Source organism: Algibacter marinivivus, from assembly GCF_003143755.1.
Lineage (GTDB): Bacteria > Bacteroidota > Bacteroidia > Flavobacteriales > Flavobacteriaceae > Algibacter_B > Algibacter_B marinivivus.
The window spans coordinates 1,686,936-1,706,760 of the sequence record NZ_QFRI01000001.1 but is presented as its reverse complement, the minus strand read 5'-3'; the positions used below and the strand labels follow the sequence as shown (position 1 = coordinate 1,706,760).

Below are 19,825 nucleotides of genomic sequence, written 5' to 3'. Positions count from 1 at the left end.
ATGAATACAAGTATTCCAAAAAAAAGATACGGTTTCTTTGCAGGCTCTTTCTTCATTACTTTATTACTGTATATAGACCGCGTTTGTATCTCATCTGCTAAAGATGCAATAAGTAATGATTTAGTTCTTACCGATATTCAAATGGGCTGGGTTTTAAGTGCTTTTGCTTTAGGATATGCTTTATTTCAAGTACCTGGAGGTGCTTTGGGCGATAAATTTGGTGTGCGCAAAGTCATGACTTCAATCATGATTTTATGGTCCATTTTCACAGCATTTACAGGACTAGCATGGAATTATATATCCATGGTGTTTTTTAGATTTATATTTGGTGCTGGAGAAGCCGGTGCCTTTCCTAACATTTCTAGAGCAGCCTTTTCATGGGTACCATTAAAAGAACGTGGCATTTTTCAAGGTATAAATTTTTCAGGTTCAAGACTTGGTGCCGCTTTTGCTTTACCTCTTGTAGCCTATTTAATTGATGCTTGGGGTTGGCGGAATATATTCTATTTTTTTGGAGCTATAGGAATTCTATGTGCTTTGGCATTCTACTTCTTATTTAGAAATAAACCAGAAGAACATAAAGGTATTTCTGATTCCGAAAAGCAATACATAATAAAAAATCGTCAACAAGAAGTAGAAGAAACAAAAACAAATTTACCATTAAATCGTATTCTTGGTTCCAAGAATGTTATTCTAGCCATGATTCAATATATTGGAAGTAACTTTATTTTCTTTTTTACACTAACGTGGTTATTCCCTTATATAAAAGCAAAATATGGATTAAATTTAGTAACAACAGGATTCTATGCTATGTTACCTCTTCTAGCAGGTGCATTAGGAAACTGGGTTTCTGGTTATACTGTAGATGCTATTTATAAAAAAGGAAAGTGGAAATTGTCTAGACAAATACCTGCTATCATAGGCTTTGTATTTGTGGTTATTGGTATACTTTCTAGTTTATATATGGAAACCGCTCTAGGAGCCGTATTATGTTTATCAGTAGCCATTTTTGGAGCAGATATGACCTTAAGTCCCTCATGGTCCTTTTGTATGGATATTGGGAAAGAACATTCTGGAAAAGTATCTGGAATGATGAATATGGCCGGAAATCTAGGGGCGTTTTCTACAGCACTAGCTTTTCCTTATTTATTAGATTGGACCGGATCAAATGAACCGTTTTTCTATGTTGCTGCTTTTTTAGGTTTTGTGGCTATTTTTTGCTGGCTATTTATGGATTCTTCTAAAGCAATTAGTAATGAATAATAAACTAAAAGGTGTTGCCATAGGCGCAGGGTATTTTAGTAAGTTTCAATACGAAGCTTGGACTCGTATCCATGAAGTAAAAATTACAGCACTTTGCAATTCTAACTTAGAGCGTGCAAAAAACATCATGGAACCCTATGGAATAATGAATCATTATACAGATTATAAAGAAATGATTCTTAAGGAAAAACCAGATTTTGTAGATATTATTACGCCACCAGAAACACATTTTGAAATGTGCAAATTTGCCGCAGATAATGGTGTTCATATTATATGTCAGAAACCCTTAGCTCCAACTTACGAAGAGTCAAAAAAGATTGTTGACTATGTTGCTTCAAAAGGTGTTCGTTTTGTAGTACATGAAAATTTTAGATTTCAACCTTGGCATCGCGAAATAAAAAATATTATAAATAATGATGAAGTTGGCAGTTTATTCAGTCTTAATTTTAGATCTCGTATGGGAGATGGTTGGGGTGAAAATGCCTATTTAGGAAGACAGCCTTATTTTAGAGATTACAAAAAACTTCTTGTATATGAAACAGGTGTACATTTTATTGACACCTTTCGTTATCATGCAGGAGAAGTAACAAGTGCTTATGCTATTTTAAAGCGTTTAAATCCTGTTATAAAAGGTGAAGATTCAGGATTTTTAGTTTTAAACTTCGAAAATAATTCGCATGCTATTTGGGATGCAAATCGCTATAATGAAAATAATTTCAAAAAGTCTAGATACACCTTTGGTGAATATTTAATTGATGGATCAAAAGGTTCTATTCGTTTATACTCAGATGGAACTATTACAGTTCAAAAATTGGGAGAAAAAGAAAAACAGCATAACTACATGCACAATGATATAGGTTTTGCAGGGGATTGTTGTTATATTTTTCAAAGAGACTTTATTGATAAACTAATTTCTGGAGAAACTTTTGAAACTAACGGTGAAAACTACTTAAAAACATTACAAGTTCAAGAAGCAATCTATAAATCATCAGAAATTAATGCTCCAGTATACTTAAAGAGCTAAAAATATAGATTTAGCTCTTTAGTAAATGTTTATATTTTTCTATATTATTTTTTCCAAAGGCTCTCCATTTCTTCTAAAGTTTTACCTTTAGTTTCTGGTACAAATTTCCAAACAAACCACATAGCTAGTAATGACATGATACCATAAACCCAATACGCAAAACCATGATTAAATTGTTCAGTTAAAGCTGTATTATCGTTCATCATAGGAAAGGTTAATGATACTAAATAATTAGAAATCCATTGTGCTGCTACCGCAACCGCCATAGCTTTACCTCTAATTTTATTTGGAAATATTTCTGAAAGTAATACCCAAACTACAGGCCCCCAACTTAAAGCAAAACTTGCTACATAAAGCATCATACATGCTAAAGCTAAATACCCAGTTGCGCCAGAGAAAAACACAAATCCTAGAGCTAACATAGCCACAGCCATACCCAATGCGCCAATAAGCATTAACGGTTTTCTTCCACGCTTATCAACTGTTTTAACGGCTATAATTGTAAATAAGAAGTTTACAATACCAACAATAATGGTTAATAACAAAGCACCATCAGTATTAGGGTCAATAGATTTAAATATCTCTGGAGCATAATACAATACTACATTTATACCTACAAATTGTTGGAACACAGAAAGCGCAATACCAATAAGTATAATACCCCAACCATATGACAATAATTTTCCAGAGCTTTCAGTTTCAGTAACTGAGCTTTTAATTTCAGCTAAAATTCTATTACCTTCTTCCTCTCCGTTTACTTTTTTAAGAACATCTAATGCTTCTTCTGGTTTATTTTTAAGCATTAAAGAACGTGGTGTATCTGGTACGAAAAACAATAAGCCTAAAAACAATCCTGCAGGAATAACTTCTGAAGCAAACATCCATCTCCAGCCTACTTCATTTAACCATTCATCTGAACCTCCGCCTCTTGAAATAAAATAGTTTACAAAGTAAACAACCATAAAACCACCAACAATTGCCAGTTGATTAAAAGACACCAATTTACCCCTACTGTCGGCAGGTGCAATTTCTGCAATATAAAGTGGAGATAACATAGATGCTAAACCAACACCTATACCACCTATAATTCTATAACAGATAAAAATTGTAGAAAACGTATGGTCTAATTCTCCAATAGGAGCAATTAACATCTCTGGCATTGCAGATCCCAAAGCAGAGATTAAAAATAATATCGCAGCAAGAATTAATCCTTTTTTTCTACCTAATTTTTTACTTACAAGTCCACCAAAAATACCACCAATAATACAACCAATTAGAGCACTTGCCACTAGAAATCCCTTAAAGGCATTAGCTGCTGCTTCTGATAAGCCTTTAGGTTCTACAAAAAAGCTATCTAAAGAACCTACAGTTCCAGAAATAACACCTGTGTCATAACCAAATAAGAGCCCTCCTAGTGTAGCCACTAAGGTAAGTTTTATTAAATATCCTGAATTTTTTGATGTTCCCATAATTTATGTTTAGTTAGTTAATATTTAAAGATGTTTCAGGTTTTAAAACCTGAAACATCTTATGGCTATTATATATATTGATTAATAATATTCTCGAACAACTCTTGTTTACCACTTTTTAATTGTAACTCACCATTTTCTTGAGCGATTTTATATAAATCTTGTAAACTTAATTTCCCGTTTTCAAAATCTTTTCCTTTACCTGAATCAAAAGAACTGTAACGTTCTTTTCTTAATTTTTCGTAAGGCGATGAAGTTATGATTTTATCTGCAATTAATAAAGCACGAGCAAAAGTATCTGCACCACCAATATGCGCGTGGAATACATCGTCCAAATCGGTTGAGTTTCTTCTAATTTTAGCATCAAAATTAACACCACCACCTTGTAAGCCTCCAGCTTTAAGGAAAACTAACATGGCCTCAGTAGTTTCTTGAATGTTATTAGGAAACTGATCTGTATCCCATCCGTTTTGGTAATCACCTCTATTGGCATCTAAACTTCCTAACATGCCTGCTTTTGCAGCTGTTTCAATTTCGTGTTGAAACGTGTGTTGTGCTAAAGTAGCGTGATTTACTTCAATATTTATTTTGAAATCTTTATCTAATCCGTATTCTTTTAAGAACCCGATAGCTGTTGCTGTATCAAAATCGTACTGGTGTTTTGATGGTTCCATAGGTTTTGGCTCAATAAAGAAGTTTCCTTTAAATCCTTGGCTACGTGCATAATCTCTTGCCATACCTAAAAATTGTCCCATGTGGTCTAACTCACGCCCCATATCAGTATTCAACAAAGACATATAACCTTCTCTACCTCCCCAGAATACGTAATTTTCCCCTCCTAATTTGATTGTTGCATCTAAAGCTAATTTTATTTGTCCTCCTGCTCTGGCTACGACATCAAAATCTGGATTTGTTGAAGCGCCATTCATGTAGCGTGGGTTTGAAAAACAGTTTGCTGTACCCCATAATAGTTTAACACCACTTGTAGCTTGCTTTTCTTTGATGTAATCTGTAATGGTTTCTAATCGTTGTTCTGATTCTGCAAAGGTCGCTCCTTCTTGGATTAAATCGAAATCGTGAAAACAGAAATAATCAAAGCCCATTTTACCAATAAATTCGAAAGCAGCATCTGCTTTATCTTTTGCTGCCTGAATAGGATCTGAGGATTGATCCCAATCAAAGTTTTGTGTACCTGGACCAAATGGATCAGATCCTTGACCACAGAAAGTATGCCAATATGCTATTGAAAACTTAAACCATTCGCTCATTTTTTTTCCTGCAACTACCTGATCTGGATTGTAGTATTTAAATGCTAATGGATTATCTGACTCTTTACCTTCAAATTTTATTTTATTTATTCCTTTAAAGTATTCTTTTGCTGCCATTTTGAAATGTGTTTATTCGTTTAATTGTTTATTTGTTTGTTTTTAGTTCTGTTGTGCGTTAGGGATTGAACGGTCTGTTTGAGCTCCCCGACTTTTTAGGAGGGAGCGAGTAGTGAAAGCCCGACCCCTGTGGTAACGCCCAAATACTATTTATTTAATATGAGTTCCAGTTCTTTTTTCCAATTATTATATGCTTTTAAATAAGGATTCTTGTCTTTAAACGGCATGAATGTCATAACGTGATCATTATCCATAATCACTTTTCCGAAGGCTTCAAAATCGCCGTTGTGCAAATTTGCTGCTCTTGCTGCCCCTATGGCACCTGTGGTGTTATAAATTTCTATTTCTTGCTCGATTAAAGTGGCTACGGTGTTTGCGAAAATCTCTGAACGAAATAGATTGTCGTTTCCTGCACGAATGACGCTTGGTTTTATGCCATCGGACGTCATGATTTCCATACCGTACACAAATGAAAACGCGATGCCTTCCAGGGCTGCTCTACACATGTGGCCTTTGTGGTGGTTGTTTAAATTCATGTTTACGATACGAGTTCCTATTTCTTTATTATTTAGCATACGCTCTGCGCCATTGCCGAAAGGAATTAAACACACCCCATCTGACCCAACTGGAATTTCTGAAGCTAAATTATTCATCTCTTCATAAGAACTTACGGCTAAATTATTAAGCAACCAGCGGTACTGAATACCTGCGCCATTAACACATAATAATTTGCCAATTCTTGGGTCTGTTCCTTTTTGATAATTTACGTGTGCAAAATTATTTACTCGAGAACTTTCTTTGGCTGATAAACTTTCTGTTACCGCATAAACCACACCTGATGTACCTCCTGTTGCAGCAACTTCGCCTGGATTAAAAACGTTTAATGACAGGGCATTATTTGGTTGATCACCTGCTCTGTAAAAAATAGGCGTTCCAACAGCAATACCACTTTCTGATTCTCCTTTTTCATCAACAATAGATTGTACGCCAAATGTTTCAACAATGTCTGGCACCAAGGCTTTATCTATACCGTAATGTTCTAAAAGAAAATCGGCAACGCTATCTTCTTTAAAATCCCAGAAAACACCTTCTGAAAGTCCCGAAATAGTCGTGTTTATTGTGTTTGAAAACTTATACGCTACATAGTCTCCAGGTAGCATAAATTTATAAATCTTGTTGTAAATATCTGGTTCGTTGTCTTTTACCCATTTTAACTTTGAAGCTGTAAAATTTGCTGGAGAATTTAAAAGGCTAGTGGCACAGGTATCATTTCCAATCTCATTAAAAGCTGTACTGCCTATTCCTACAGCTCTACTATCACACCAAATAATACTTTTGCGCAAAGGATTTCCGTCTTTATCTATAACAACCAACCCATGCATTTGATATGAAATACCAATACCTTTTATTTGGTTTTTGTTAACGTTGTATTTTGTTTTCAAAACTCTTATGGCATTACATATATACTGCCACCAATCATTTGGATTTTGTTCTGCCCATCCATTCTTTGCCGCATACATACCCATTTCTTCTTTAGGTTCTTGAACAACGCCTAAACTTTTACCAGATTCAACTTCTACTAAAGCTGCTTTAATAGATGAACTTCCTATATCTAATCCTAAGTAATAATTCATTTATAGATAAACTCTTAATATTATTTTGTTTGTTTTTTAAACTTTAAGTTGGTCTTTAAATCTAGCTCCAATTATTTCTTTAAACCAAGACCTTTCCTTTTCTGTATTTGATACCGCATGCAAACCATCAAAGGAAAAATACAACTATAATTAAATAAATTAACTTTTTAAGGGACATTAAAATATTTTGAAGAACAATGTTAACTTTTTAAAAAGTATATCATATCCTGTACTGTGCTGATTTAATTATTTAAATAACACTCCTTATACTTTATAGCGAAATGGTATCAAGAAAATTCTTTTTCTTATAGATTTTAATGATCTAAAAAAGTAAACTTTTCCATAGAATCTAATTCAGGTTTACCACCTCTATTTCCACTTCCAGCAACAATGTATATACTATTTTTGTAGACTATTGCCTGAGAACCATGTCTCCCTCTATTTAAATTAGTAAGCTTTCTCCATGCTTTATTTTTTATATTATAAGCATCAACTTCACTATGAGCGTGTTTTTGTAAAAAACTTTCTCCTCCAATAAAAATCAAATCACCTCCAAGAACAACACATGATGCTCCAGCTCGTTGCGTTTTTATATTATTTTTTAGTGGTAAAGTATACCAATTACCCGTTTTTATATTATAAACATCAACTTCAGGAATTGTTAAATGAAAAGTTTGCTTTGTAGCATAGGAAGAGTTTCTACCTCCAGCTGCATAAATTTCACCTTTTATAATAGCTGCATGAAAATGATCTCTTGATCTTGGTGCATCTTTTAAGACTGTCCATTGTTCTGTTTTAAAATCATAGACATCTAACCAAGGTACATGCTTACTATTATGACCATCAACTATACCACTAACAATATAGGCTTTGTTTTTTTGAATAACGACACCTGCAGACCCCCTTCGTCTTTCTTTTGGGATTTCTACACCTTCAGTCCAAATATTATTTTTAGGATTATAGATTAAAATATTGGACAGCGGTGTTTCGTATGGATATTTACCAGTCATAGCTCCAAAAACATAGACATTACCCTTATACATTACAGCTTGAAAATGATGAATTTCTATTGGTGGTTTTGCACCCTTACTCCAAGTATTAGTTCTTGTATTATAAATTGAAACTGGTTTAATACCACGACCACCAAGTAAGTAAAACTTATGTTTTACACGCACAAAACTATTTTCGTGACGAGCTTCAGGAGTGTTAACAGTATTAATCGTTTCCCATTTCCCTTGCAATGAAGAATCTTGAGAAAACGTTAATTCTGGTTGCAAAAACAGGCAACATATAATTATTATTTGTTGCAATTTCATCTAATAATATTTACAAATCAAACAACCTTGGTAAATACATAGAAATTTCTGGAATATAAGTTATTAGTAATAGTACAATAACCATAATTAGTAAAAACGGTAATAATGGTTTAACAACTTGAGATACTGAAACATTAGCAATACCACTACCTACAAATAGAATAGTTCCAACAGGTGGTGTACATAAACCTATACATAGATTTAATACTAGAACAATACCAAAATGTACAGGGTGCATACCTAAAGCAACAACTACTGGTAAAAATATTGGTGTAAATATTAAAACAGCAGGTGTCATATCCATAAAGGTTCCGATGATTAATAAAACTAAATTAATCACTAGAAATATTACAATTTTATTACTGAATTGTTCTAATAAAAACCCGCTTATAAGTTCTGGAATACCTTCAAAAGAAAACAACCAAGACATAGCCATAGATGTACAAATTAAAAACATCACCACAGCAGTTGTTTTAGCACTTGTTAATAGTATATCTGGAAAATCTTTAGTAGTGATATCTCCATAAACTAAAGCCAAAACAGCAGCGTATAAAACCGCTATAGCTGATGCTTCAGTAGCTGTAAAAATACCAGCCACAATACCACCAACAACAATAACTAATAATAAGAGACTAAAAAAGGCTTTTCTAAAATAAGTCCAAATTAATGCTAATGGCACACGACTTCCTTTTGCAAACTTTCGTGTTATGGCAACAAATGCTATATAACTCATAATAGCAACTCCAAGTAAGATACCTGGTAAATAGCCTGCTATAAATAATGCCGCTACAGATGCAGTACCTCCACTTGCTAAAGCATAAACTATTAAAATATTACTCGGCGGAATTAATAACCCTGTTGTAGATGAAGTAATATTTACTGAAGCGCTAAATTCTCTTGGATAACCTTCCTCTTCCATCCTATCTGTCATAATACTACCTATTGCAGATGTTGCTGCAATTGCTGAACCTGAAATAGCTCCGAATAACATCGATGCTAATACATTTACATAAGCCAAACCTCCTGGTAAACTTGCCACTAATGATTTTGCAAAATTTATCAATCGGTTTGCTATTCCACCGCGTTTCATAATTTCACCAGCCAAAACAAAAAATGGTATGGCTAAAAGCGCAAAACTATCAATACCCGTGGTCATTCGTTGGGCAACAGTCGTTAACCCTGGTAATTTATCAATATTTAATAATAAACTTATCGTTGTTGAGATACCAATACTATATGCCACTGGTACTTTAAGCATTAATAAAGTAAAAAAACTGGCAAATAATACTATAATACTTATCACTTCTATACTCATGATTATTCAGTTATTTCGTTAGCATTAATTTTAAACATATGATAAACAGAGAACCACATAATCAATAATCCACTTATAGGCAAAATAGCATAAATATATCCTAAAGGTATACGAAGTGTACCAGATAACTGCCCTAAATGTAACGTTGTATAAACAAGATTAAAACCACCTATAACCATAACAATAAGTGCAAAGGCAAAAATGCATATTTCAATAAAAATCAACGCCTTTTTTCTTGTTTTAGGTGAAAACTTTTGATATAAAAAATCCATTGATAAATGGAGACGTTTTGCATTTAAATAAGCCGCACCTAAGATTGACATCCATATTAGTGAAAAACGTGCTAATTCTTCTGTAAAGGCAAAAGACGTATTTAAAATATATCTTGAGAATACTTGCCCTAAAACATCTATAACCAATAATCCAAAAATAAAAACTAGGATAATTTCCATAACCTTACATGTCTTATTAAAAATAATATCTGCTGTTTTCATAATTATTGATTTTTAATTTTACTAATTAGATCATTCATTTCTGGATGCTCTTTCATAAAAGCCTCTAAAACAGATTTTGATTGCTCTTGAAATAATGATTTTTCAGGAATAATAACTTCAACACCTGCCTTTTTTGCGATAGTCATAGACTCCTCAACTGATTCATTCCAGAATTTTTTTTGAGCTTGTACAGATTCATCCATAGCCTCTTGAACCCATTGCTTCTCTTCTTCCGTAAGTTTATCCCAATACTTAGTTCCGATTAATAAAACATCGGGCACAGAAGAATGTTGATCTAGCGTATAATATTTACTAACTTCATAATGGTTAGATGATACAAATGATGGTGGATTGTTCTCAGCACCATCAACAACGCCTTGTTGTATAGCTGTATATAACTCTCCATAAGCCATTGGTGTTGCCGATCCTCCCAAAGCATTCACCATATTAATAGCCATTTGATTATTCATCACTCTAATTTTTAAGCCTTTTAAATCTTCCGGAGTTCTTATTGCTTTGTTAGAGGTATAAAAACTTCTACTCCCAGCATCATAATAACCTAAGCCTCTTAACCAAAATTTACTTCCTTTTTCTAAAATAGATTTACCTACATCACCTTCTAAAACATCAAACTGATGCTGTTTATCTCTGAATAAATAAGGGATTCCTAATACATGATATTCTGGCACAAAATTAGACAATGTTGCTGCACTAACTTTAGTAATAGCTACGCTTCCTATTTGTAGAAGCTCAAGAACCTCACGCTCTGAACCTAACTGACCATCAGGAAATACCTTAACATTCATTTTACCACCAGACTTTTCGTTTAGTGCTTTTTTAAACTCCAAAATTCCTTTATGAACAGGGTGTCCTTGAGGTAAAGTGTGTGCTAGGTATAATGTTTGTGTATCCGATTCCTTTTTGCATGACGTAAATGCAATAGCTAGAATACACACTAAAATAAATTGTTTCATAATTATTTTGTTTTAAAGCCGAAATAATTTTTGGCATTATAGTAGCAAATATCTTGAACCATTTTACCTAAAAACTCAATGTCGTTGGGTACAAGACCTTGCTTTACATCTTCTCCTAAAATGTTACATAAAATGCGTCTGAAATACTCATGTCTTGGAAATGATAAAAAGCTACGACTGTCAGTAAGCATACCTACAAACTTGCTTAACAAGCCCATATTAGAAAGGCAATTAATTTGCTTTTCCATACCATCTTTTTGATCTAAAAACCACCAACCTGAACCCCATTGCATTTTCCCTGGGTAATCGGAGTTTTGAAAATTTCCCATCATGGTAGCAAAGACTTCATTTTGTGATGGATTAAGATTATAAGTTATAGTTTTTGCAAGCTTATTATTTAGATTTAATGTGTTTAATAATTTAGACATAGACTGAGCTACTGGAAATTCTCCTATAGAATCCACGCCAGCATCTAAACCAATTTGCTCTAATAACCTACTATTATTGTTTCGTATTGCTCCAACATGCATTTGCTGAGTCCAACCTTTTTCGTGATACATCTCACATAATTTCACAAGCATACACGATGCATATGCATTTGCTTCTTCAGTTAATATTTCTTCCCCTGAAATGCTTTTTTTGAAAATAGCATTTACTTGATCCTCAGTGAAGTCATCAGCATATATTTTTTCTAAACCATAATCAGAAAGTCTGCAACCTAAGGCATCAAAATATTCAATACGCGATTTTACAGCTTTTAATAGATCTTCTAAACAAGTAATCGGAAATCCAACACATTTAGCTAACTTTTCAATATAAACTGAAAAAGAAGGCTTTGATATCATTAATAACACATCTGGTCTGAATGTTGGAAACACTTTTGTAAAAAATCCTTTTTCAGCTATTTCTTGATGGTATTTTAAATCGTCTATCGGATCATCAGTAGTACAAATCACTTCTACTTTTAAATCTTCTAAAAGTTGTGCTGGAGTTTTATTTTCTAAAATAGCATTTGCTTTTTCGTAAATTGCTTCTGCAGTACTAGGTTGAAGTAATTCATCAATATCGAAATAACGCTTAAGCTCTAAATGCGTCCAATGAAATAAAGGATTTCTTAATGTATGTGGCACTGTTTCGGCCCATTTTAAAAACTTTTCTTTATGAGAAGTTGCCGAACTTGTTATAAAAATTTCATCAATTCCATTTGCTCTCATAGCGCGCCATTTGTAATGATCGCCATTAAGCCATGCTTCAGTAATATTCTTTATAGGCTGATCTTCGGCTATTAACTGAGGTGACAAATGGTTATGATAATCTATAATTGGCAAATCTTTAGCATACTTATGGTATAACGTTTCGGCCACATCAGATTGCAATACAAAATTATCAGTAATAAAATTAGTAGTATTCATAGATAATATCTAATTGAATGTAATTTGTAAAGGGTTATCTATTTTTTTTGAAAAGCTTTCTAAATAAGCATTCCATTCCTTTTTAGAGTTGAATTCACCTGCTTTTTTCCAGCCAAAACCTGCATAATAGATTGCTATTCCATCGTTAACTTTTACTTCTGTAAATAGGTTACTTCGGTCTTTTAAAGAGGTATTATATAATGTTGATGAGACCATATTTGCATTTGGAACAACAACTCCTGTACCTAATTCAGAATCGTCATGAGGTTGCCAATAAGAGACCCAACCCGAAGCCTGATTTTGAGTATCTTCTCCATCTTTTTCATGAAGTGTTAAGCCTGTATGTATACTTTCGGTTCCTGAAAGTTCTATTTCAAATTTTGATAAATTACTACCATAATCTAAAGTAATATGTTTTGTTTCAGAAATGGTTTTTCCGTTAGCATCCCAATCAGCATATTCTAAAACAAAACTCGTTCTTATAGGGCCAGTTGTAATTGTTTTCCAACTTGTAAAGTTTTTTGAAAAATAATACACAGAATCTAATTTTACTGCAATACCGCCAACACCACGTGAAACACCTACATGAAAATTATCTAAACCTTCACCATAATCTTTATGATAAGCACCTTTTTCAGTTTCATCTTTTTTATACCATTTATTGATAATAGGATATTCAACGCGCTTAAGCCATGCATCAATTCCGCTAGAAAGCGTACCTCCTTTAACCTTATCTTCAACCATTTTTTGAGCTGTTGGCCCAAAAGTTCTGAAGCCAACTTTATTGTTTTCCCAAGCGTAATCATCTGTTCTTTCAGGAACAAATCTTGAGTAACAATAGTCTATCGATTCAGCTTTTTTTGATTCATCAACAACAAGAAGTTCATATTGCTTCGAACTATTAGCTTCAATTTCAGGCTGAAACAATAATACATCTACCTTTCCATCTTGATTGTTATCTACAAATTGAGATGCCAAAATAGTATTAGTCTTTAAGTCTTTTACCGAAAAACTTTGAAAATCTTCACCCGCATTTAATGTTAAATCTGAAGCGTTAATTTCCACTGTTTCAAAAGCTCGTGCTTCATCTAAACTATTATTAATTGTAATGATGTGCTGATTGGCTGTTTTACATCCCAACATAAACAAACCAGCACAGACTACTGAAAATAAAGTTGCTTTTTTCATAATTAATCTTCGTTTGTAGGTTTACCTATAGTCGCTAAAATCCCGCCGTCTACATACACTACATGACCATTTACAAAATCACTTGCCTTTGATGACAAAAAGATTGCTGCTCCTGCTAAATCGTTAGGATCTCCCCATTTAGCTGCAGGTGTTCTGTTAACAATAAAATCGTTAAAAGGATGCCCATCAACACGAATTGGAGCCGTTTGTGATGTTGCAAAATACCCCGGACCAATACCGTTTACTTGAATGTTATATTTTGCCCATTCAGTTGCCATATTTTGCGTTAACATTTTTAAGCCTCCTTTTGCCGCCGCATAAGCACCAACACTATTACGACCCAACTCACTCATCATAGAGCAAATATTAATCACTTTACCTGCTTTACGCTTAATCATACCAGGTACAACATGTTTTGAGACAATGAACGGACTTACCAAGTCCACATCAATAACTTGTTTAAAGTCTTCAACTTCCATTTCAATAAGCGGTGTACGCTTAATAATACCAGCATTGTTAATTAAAATATCAATCTGCCCTACTTCAGCTTCTATTTTTGCAACAGCTGCAATAACTTCATCCTCGTTAGTCACATTAAATTTAAAACCAACTGCATTTATCCCTTCACTTTTATATTCAGCAACAGCTTTATCAATTTTTTCTTGAGAAGAATTACCATTTACAATAATGTTTGCTCCTGCTAATCCCAACCCTCTAGCCATAGCCATACCCAATCCGTGAGTACTACCGGTAACTAAAGCATTTTTGCCTTTAATATCGAATAATGACATGCTCATAGTTTATCGTAATTCATTTATTTTAGCAACATCCATATCGCCATAATCTAAGTTCTCTCCAGCCATACCCCAGATAAAAGAATAACTTGCAGTTCCTGAACCTGAATGAATTGACCATGGTGGTGATATTACAGCTTGATTATTTTGCATCCAAATATGACGGGTTTCTTGAGGTTGTCCTATAAAATGACATACGGCTTGATCTTCTGGAACTTCAAAATAAAAATACACTTCCATTCTACGATCATGAACGTGAGCTGGCATGGTGTTCCAACTACTACCAGATTTTAAAGTAGTCATCCCCATTTGTAATTGACAAACATCTACAACGCTATTTACTATATACTTCCTTAATGTCCTAGCATTTGCTGTTTCTGGAGCCCCTAACTCTATAACTTCAACATCGTTTGTTCCTATTTTTTTAGTAGGATATGCTTTATGTGCAGGAGTAGAATTTAAATAAAACTGAGCTGGATTTTTTTCAGAATTACTTGAAAATACTACTTTTTTATTTCCTTGACCAACATATAATGCTTCTCGATGGTTTAAAACATATTCGGTACCATCAACCGATACACTACCAGTTTCGCCTATATTTATAATGCCAAGTTCTCTTCTTTCTAAAAAATATGGCGCTTTTAAAGGATCTATTGTCTCTAACTCAATTGCATTAGAAAGTGGCATTGCTCCACCTGTTATAAATCTATCATAATGTGAATAAACTAGATTGATTGTATCAGCTTCAAATAAATTTTCAATTAAAAACTCTTCTCTTAATTGATTTGTATCATATTTTTTTACGCCTTGTGGGCTTGATGCGTAACGCGTTTCATAATTTGTCTTCATGATTAACTAGTGCTTTTTGTTTATATATTTTGTTTTATACCGTATTCTAATCCTCTTAATTCGGCTAGACCACGTAATCGTCCAATACCAGAATATCCTGGATTGGTTTTTTTATGTAAATCGTCAAGCATTTGATGTCCATGATCTGGTCTTACAGGAATTTCAAAATCTGTATAACCTTCTGCTTTACGTCTTTTTTCTTCAATTAATATTGATTTTACAACACCGTACATATCTACATCTCCTTCCAAATGATTGGCTTCGTAAAAATTACCTTGCTCATCGCGTTTTGTACTTCTTAAGTGAAGGAAATGTGCTCGATCTGCAAAACGTTTGAATATTTGTACCAAATCATTATCAGCTCTTACACCTAAAGATCCTGTGCAAAATGTAATGCCGTTAGCTCTTTCTGGAACGTTATCAAATAAATAAGCATAATCAGACTCTGTACTTACTACTCTTGGTAAACCTAATATTGGATAAGGCGGATCATCTGGATGAATACACATTAACACGTCATTTTGAGAAGCTACAGGGATAATTTCCTTTAGAAATGACACCAAGTTTTCTCTCAAGGTTTGTGCATCAACATCCTTATATGTATCTAAAATAGTTTGAAATTGCTCTAAGGTATAACCTTCTTCAGCACCAGGTAAACCTGCGATAATATTATTTACAAGTTCTGTTTTTTGGGCATCGTTAAGTCCTTCAAAATATACTTTAGCCGCTGCTTTTTGAGCTTCATTATAACTATCTTCCGCTCCTGGTCGTTTTAACAAAAATAACTCAAAAGCTGCAAAAGCTATAACATCAAAACGTAACGCTTTTGAGCCGTCTTCAACCTGAAAATTTAGATCTGTACGTGTCCAATCTAAAACAGGCATAAAATTGTAACACACAATGTTTACGTTACATTTTGATAAGTTTTCTATACTTTCTTTATAGCGTTCTATATAAGTTTTAAAATCGCCAGAGCGGGTTTTTATCGTTTCATGAACAGGAATACTTTCTACTACACTCCATGTTAAACCTGCTTGTTCTATAGTTTCTTTTCTCTTTGTAATTTCATCAATTGTCCATACTTCTCCGTTTGGAATATGATGTAACGCTGATACAACTCCTGTTGCTCCAGCTTGTTTTATATCTGATAAAGATACGGGGTCATTTGGTCCGTACCATCTCCATGTTTGTTCCATTATAAAATATTATGCTTTTGTAAATGCTTCCATTATGTTAGTTACTAACTCACCATCTTCAACAGGACAAGGGTTACTTCGCTTTCCTAAAAAATAATTAACCGTTTCCTGTATCATAGGCTCTTGAATATTAATTGGGTTCTTAAATTCAAAAGATCTAGAATGACCTCTTGAATTTAACAGTAATAGATTTTCGTAAAACGAAAATTCCATAGTGCCATGCTCTCCATAAATTACACATCGGTCTTCTTGCAAACAATTAGGTATTGCAAAAGACCACATACCTCTAAATTGAATACCATTTTGAAAATCAATTATACCATTTACAGTATCATCAACCTGATTTATATTTGACTGATTAACTGAAATACCTTTAGCGTTTTTAAAGTCACCACAAAAGTGATACATTAAGTCTATTTGATGTGGCGCAATATCATGAAAGTAACCACCTCCTGACACTTCTTCATCTAGCCTCCAAGAAGCTTTGGAATTAAAATCGAAAGGCTGCAAAAACCTTAAATCAACAAATTTTATAGTCCCAATTGCATTGACATCAATTAAATCTCTTACCTTTAAGTACATTGGCAAAAACCTACGATAATGAGCAACCACTAGTTTCTGACTACTCTTATTAACTGCTTTTTTAAGCTGTAAAGCCTCTCCATCCGAAAGTACCATAGGTTTTTCAAGATACACATCTTTTCCTGATTTCAATGCTTTTAAAGCATAATCAAGATGTGTTGATGGTGGGGTTGCTATGTAAACCGCATTTATATCAGGATTTTTCAGTAGTTTATCAGCATTATCATACCATAATGGCACTTGATGTCTATCTGCAAAATCCTTGGCTAAGCTTCCATTTCGTCGCATAACAGCAACTAAACTGGAATCTTTGCATTTCTGAAATGCAGGACCGCTTTTAACTTCGGCCACGTCTCCACAACCAATAATCCCCCAGTTAATTGTTGTATTATTCAAATCTGAAAATTTACTTTTTTAAACTCCACTATATGCACTAAAACCCCCATCAATTGGGACAACAACACCTGTTACAAAGGATGCTCCTTCACTACATAACCATAATGTTGTACCAACCAAATGCTCAGGCTCTCCAAACTTACCCATTGGTGTTTGCTCAATAATTTGATTTCCTCTTGGGGTTAAACTCCCATCTGCATTAGTCAATAATGCTCTGTTTTGTTCTGTTAAGAAAAAACCCGGCGCTAAAGCATTAACACGAATCCCCACTTTAGAAAAGTGTACAGCCAACCATTGAGTAAAGTTAGAGACAGCTGCTTTTGCTCCACTATATGCTGGAATTTTAGTTAAAGGTGTAAAGGCATTCATAGACGAAACGTTAAGAATACTACAACCTTCTTTTCCAACCATGTCTTCTGCAAAAATCTGTGTTGGCAATAAAGTCCCTATAAAATTTAAATTAAATACAAATTGAATACCTGATGGATCTAAATCGAAAAAGGTTTTGAAACCCTCTGTTTTATTAAGCAAATCTTCAACTTGTAAAAATGGGTTACTTGTTGTTCCTAAAGGATGATTTCCACCTGCTCCATTAATCAAAATATCACATGCTCCAAAAGCTTTATTAACTTCTTCTTTTGCTAAAACTAAAGACTCTTTTTCTAATACATTAGCTTTTACACCTATAGCTTGACCGCCTTCACTGTTAATTTTGTCAGCAACTTTATCAGCAGCATCTTTGTTTAAGTCTAGCAATGCTATTTTATTACCTTCTTTAGCCAAAGCTTCAGCAATAGTGCTACAAAGTACACCTCCCGCTCCTGTAACCACAATAGTTTTACTTATTTTCATTTATTTAATTTAATTATATTTTTAAATCTACTAAAATTCTTGATATTATTGTTTTGGAATATGATTAGTAAGAAAAATACTTTAGCTGATTCTTAACAAGAATTTATTTAAATAATATAGTATACAATACATTATTTTACTTTTCTAATACTTTACAAATTTCAATAAAAATGCTAAGCCAAATATAGAAAACATGCTTCCTTAAGCTATCCTGTCCTGTCATGTCCTAATTATATCTTACCTTAATAAAAATTGTTAACTATTTTTTGTTTAAAATAAGAATACTATTTGGTAAAAGATAATATAGTAAAACTCACCCATGATTTTACACCAATAAAAAAGGCTTCACATAAATGTGAAGCCTTTTTTATTCCTAGTAGCGGGAACTGGACTCGAACCAGTGACCTTCGGGTTATGAGCCCGACGAGCTACCTACTGCTCTATCCCGCGATATAATCATAAAATGATTTACTTAGTTTTTAACTTTCGGTTCATAATGCCGACCAAATCATTTCGGACTGCAAATATACAATCCTTTTTAATTTCTACAATAAGAAAATTAGAAAATATTACTGCTCAATGTTATCTGCCTGAAATGCAATCAATTCAGTATTTTCAAATTGAATCGTTATTTGAATTGGGTTACAACACACTTCACAATCTTCAACATAAATTTGTTTAGAAATAGAATTATCTAATAACATCGAGATTGTTTCCCAACAATAAGGGCAAGTAAAATAGTGCTCAATCATAATATTATAAAACTAAAAAAAGCCATCAATATTGACGGCTTTAAACAAAATTATTTTTATAAAATTTTCACTATTTATTCTTTTTCAATGTCCATTGTTGCTGTAGCATTTTGCAATTCTAATTGCATCAATGTTGGTGGGTTTTTACCAGAAACTGTAATGTATTCTTGATTCAAGTTATTATCACTAACCATCATAGTATTTAACTTAGTTAAATTCATAAACTCTTGTGGTAAATCACCAGTGAATTGATTTGTTGATAATAACAATTCTTCTAAATCTTTTAATTGTGCAATTTCAGAAGGAATTTCACCATCCATTTTATTATCCATCAAGCTTAACTTTTGTAATTTTGATAAAGCGTAAATCTCAGTTGGAATTTGTCCTGTTAAAAAATTACTACCTAATAATAACTCTTTTAAGTTAGTTAAACCCATTAAAGAGCTTGGGATTTCTCCTGTAAATTTATTACTATATAACTTTAAAGATTCTAAATTTTTAAGTTCTCCTAATTCAGAAGGGATTTCTCCTTCAAATCTATTCATAAACAACTCTAAAGTTTTTAATGCTTTCAAATTACTTAATGAAGTAGGAAGTGTTCCTTGTAATTTATTAAAACCTAAGTTTAATACCTTTAAGCTAGAAAGCGTACCAATTTCCTGTGGTAACTCTCCATTTAGGTTATTAAACTGTAAATTAATTTCAACAACTTTATCATTCTCTATTTTTACTCCGTACCATTTATCAACTGATGCATTTAAATCCCAAGAGGAATTCCATTCTGCACCGTTAGTGGCATTGTATAAGGCGATTAAAGCATCTTTATCTGTCGAAGAAACGTTAGCAAATGAGTATGCTGTAACGAAGAAACAAATGACTAATAATTTTAAAGACTTCATGTTTTTGGTCAAATTTGGGATTAATTCTTGT

18 protein-coding genes and 1 tRNA gene are annotated in these 19,825 nt (G+C 33.2%); 2 read left to right on the top strand and 17 right to left on the bottom strand.

Translation table 11 applies throughout. The features are described 5' to 3' along the window. Positions 1-1,263, top strand: coding sequence for an MFS transporter (locus DIS18_RS07765; RefSeq protein WP_109352420.1), 1,263 nt, complete (start codon positions 1-3; stop codon positions 1,261-1,263). Continuing rightward, entirely contained in the window at positions 1,256-2,287 is a 1,032-nt protein-coding gene (locus tag DIS18_RS07760; protein ID WP_109352419.1) for a Gfo/Idh/MocA family protein, read from the top strand. Before DIS18_RS07765 ends, DIS18_RS07760 begins: the two co-directional genes overlap by 8 nt. A gap of 44 nt (positions 2,288-2,331) precedes the next feature. On the opposite strand, the gene xylE is transcribed toward DIS18_RS07760, so the two are convergent. From xylE to DIS18_RS07675, 17 genes are all read right to left on the bottom strand, one after another. Next, entirely contained in the window at positions 2,332-3,756 is a 1,425-nt protein-coding gene (xylE, locus tag DIS18_RS07755) for a D-xylose transporter XylE (protein ID WP_109352418.1), read from the bottom strand. A gap of 68 nt (positions 3,757-3,824) precedes the next feature. Continuing rightward, entirely contained in the window at positions 3,825-5,141 is a 1,317-nt protein-coding gene (gene xylA / locus DIS18_RS07750) for a xylose isomerase (protein ID WP_109352417.1), read from the bottom strand. Between the two features lie 146 nt (positions 5,142-5,287). Further along, on the bottom strand, positions 5,288-6,775 hold the full coding sequence (locus DIS18_RS07745; RefSeq protein WP_109352416.1) for a xylulokinase: 1,488 nt from the start codon (positions 6,773-6,775) through the stop codon (positions 5,288-5,290). A gap of 314 nt (positions 6,776-7,089) precedes the next feature. Next, positions 7,090-8,091, bottom strand: coding sequence for a Kelch repeat-containing protein (locus DIS18_RS07740; RefSeq protein ID WP_109352415.1), 1,002 nt, complete (start codon positions 8,089-8,091; stop codon positions 7,090-7,092). Between the two features lie 10 nt (positions 8,092-8,101). Next, positions 8,102-9,406, bottom strand: coding sequence for a TRAP transporter large permease (locus DIS18_RS07735; protein WP_181364002.1), 1,305 nt, complete (start codon positions 9,404-9,406; stop codon positions 8,102-8,104). 2 nt (positions 9,407-9,408) lie between these two features. Continuing rightward, positions 9,409-9,900, bottom strand: coding sequence for a TRAP transporter small permease (locus DIS18_RS07730; RefSeq protein ID WP_109352414.1), 492 nt, complete (start codon positions 9,898-9,900; stop codon positions 9,409-9,411). A gap of 2 nt (positions 9,901-9,902) precedes the next feature. Continuing rightward, on the bottom strand, positions 9,903-10,874 hold the full coding sequence (locus DIS18_RS07725; protein WP_109352413.1) for a TRAP transporter substrate-binding protein: 972 nt from the start codon (positions 10,872-10,874) through the stop codon (positions 9,903-9,905). A 2-nt stretch (positions 10,875-10,876) separates the two neighbouring features. Continuing rightward, positions 10,877-12,286 (bottom strand): glucuronate isomerase, encoded by a 1,410-nt coding sequence (gene uxaC, locus DIS18_RS07720; protein WP_109352412.1) that lies wholly within the window; start codon positions 12,284-12,286, stop codon positions 10,877-10,879. A 9-nt stretch (positions 12,287-12,295) separates the two neighbouring features. Further along, positions 12,296-13,474, bottom strand: coding sequence for a DUF4861 domain-containing protein (locus DIS18_RS07715; protein ID WP_245925609.1), 1,179 nt, complete (start codon positions 13,472-13,474; stop codon positions 12,296-12,298). 2 nt (positions 13,475-13,476) lie between these two features. Next, positions 13,477-14,271: a gluconate 5-dehydrogenase gene (locus DIS18_RS07710; protein WP_181364001.1), complete on the bottom strand. Its 795-nt coding sequence runs from the start codon at positions 14,269-14,271 to the stop codon at positions 13,477-13,479. 3 nt (positions 14,272-14,274) lie between these two features. Next, positions 14,275-15,117 (bottom strand): 5-dehydro-4-deoxy-D-glucuronate isomerase, encoded by an 843-nt coding sequence (kduI, locus tag DIS18_RS07705; RefSeq protein WP_109352410.1) that lies wholly within the window; start codon positions 15,115-15,117, stop codon positions 14,275-14,277. A gap of 20 nt (positions 15,118-15,137) precedes the next feature. After that, positions 15,138-16,313 (bottom strand): mannonate dehydratase, encoded by a 1,176-nt coding sequence (gene uxuA, locus DIS18_RS07700; protein ID WP_109352409.1) that lies wholly within the window; start codon positions 16,311-16,313, stop codon positions 15,138-15,140. Between the two features lie 9 nt (positions 16,314-16,322). Continuing rightward, positions 16,323-17,291 carry a Gfo/Idh/MocA family protein gene (locus tag DIS18_RS07695; RefSeq protein ID WP_109352408.1) on the bottom strand — a complete coding sequence of 323 codons (969 nt, stop codon included), beginning with the start codon at positions 17,289-17,291 and terminating at the stop codon, positions 16,323-16,325. Between the two features lie 18 nt (positions 17,292-17,309). Continuing rightward, a complete protein-coding gene (locus tag DIS18_RS07690; RefSeq protein WP_181364000.1) occupies positions 17,310-18,143 on the bottom strand; it encodes an SDR family oxidoreductase in 834 nt (277 codons plus the stop codon). A gap of 377 nt (positions 18,144-18,520) precedes the next feature. Further along, positions 18,521-18,593: transfer RNA gene (locus DIS18_RS07685), tRNA-Met, on the bottom strand. A gap of 119 nt (positions 18,594-18,712) precedes the next feature. After that, complete coding sequence (locus DIS18_RS07680; RefSeq protein WP_109352407.1) at positions 18,713-18,895, bottom strand: CPXCG motif-containing cysteine-rich protein; 183 nt, start codon at positions 18,893-18,895, stop codon at positions 18,713-18,715. Between the two features lie 74 nt (positions 18,896-18,969). Continuing rightward, on the bottom strand, positions 18,970-19,794 hold the full coding sequence (locus DIS18_RS07675) for a leucine-rich repeat domain-containing protein (RefSeq protein WP_109352406.1): 825 nt from the start codon (positions 19,792-19,794) through the stop codon (positions 18,970-18,972). Positions 19,795-19,825: the final 31 nt, after the last annotated feature.

Bases quoted from the DNA above. Each gene is read 5' to 3' on its own strand.
- DIS18_RS07710 (WP_181364001.1), bottom strand. From the start codon at position 14,271: ATGAGCATGTCATTATTCGATATTAAAGGCAAAAATGCTTTAGTTACC.
- DIS18_RS07730 (WP_109352414.1), bottom strand. From the start codon at position 9,900: ATGAAAACAGCAGATATTATTTTTAATAAGACATGTAAGGTTATGGAA.
- DIS18_RS07740 (WP_109352415.1), bottom strand. From the start codon at position 8,091: ATGAAATTGCAACAAATAATAATTATATGTTGCCTGTTTTTGCAACCA.
- DIS18_RS07760 (WP_109352419.1), top strand. From the start codon at position 1,256: ATGAATAATAAACTAAAAGGTGTTGCCATAGGCGCAGGGTATTTTAGT.
- DIS18_RS07745 (WP_109352416.1), bottom strand. From the start codon at position 6,775: ATGAATTATTACTTAGGATTAGATATAGGAAGTTCATCTATTAAAGCA.
- DIS18_RS07690 (WP_181364000.1), bottom strand. From the start codon at position 18,143: ATGAAAATAAGTAAAACTATTGTGGTTACAGGAGCGGGAGGTGTACTT.
- uxaC (WP_109352412.1), bottom strand. From the start codon at position 12,286: ATGAATACTACTAATTTTATTACTGATAATTTTGTATTGCAATCTGAT.
- kduI (WP_109352410.1), bottom strand. From the start codon at position 15,117: ATGAAGACAAATTATGAAACGCGTTACGCATCAAGCCCACAAGGCGTA.
- DIS18_RS07675 (WP_109352406.1), bottom strand. From the start codon at position 19,794: ATGAAGTCTTTAAAATTATTAGTCATTTGTTTCTTCGTTACAGCATAC.
- DIS18_RS07735 (WP_181364002.1), bottom strand. From the start codon at position 9,406: ATGAGTATAGAAGTGATAAGTATTATAGTATTATTTGCCAGTTTTTTT.
- DIS18_RS07680 (WP_109352407.1), bottom strand. From the start codon at position 18,895: ATGATTGAGCACTATTTTACTTGCCCTTATTGTTGGGAAACAATCTCG.
- xylA (WP_109352417.1), bottom strand. From the start codon at position 5,141: ATGGCAGCAAAAGAATACTTTAAAGGAATAAATAAAATAAAATTTGAA.
- DIS18_RS07715 (WP_245925609.1), bottom strand. From the start codon at position 13,474: ATGAAAAAAGCAACTTTATTTTCAGTAGTCTGTGCTGGTTTGTTTATG.
- xylE (WP_109352418.1), bottom strand. From the start codon at position 3,756: ATGGGAACATCAAAAAATTCAGGATATTTAATAAAACTTACCTTAGTG.
- DIS18_RS07765 (WP_109352420.1), top strand. From the start codon at position 1: ATGAATACAAGTATTCCAAAAAAAAGATACGGTTTCTTTGCAGGCTCT.
- uxuA (WP_109352409.1), bottom strand. From the start codon at position 16,313: ATGGAACAAACATGGAGATGGTACGGACCAAATGACCCCGTATCTTTA.
- DIS18_RS07725 (WP_109352413.1), bottom strand. From the start codon at position 10,874: ATGAAACAATTTATTTTAGTGTGTATTCTAGCTATTGCATTTACGTCA.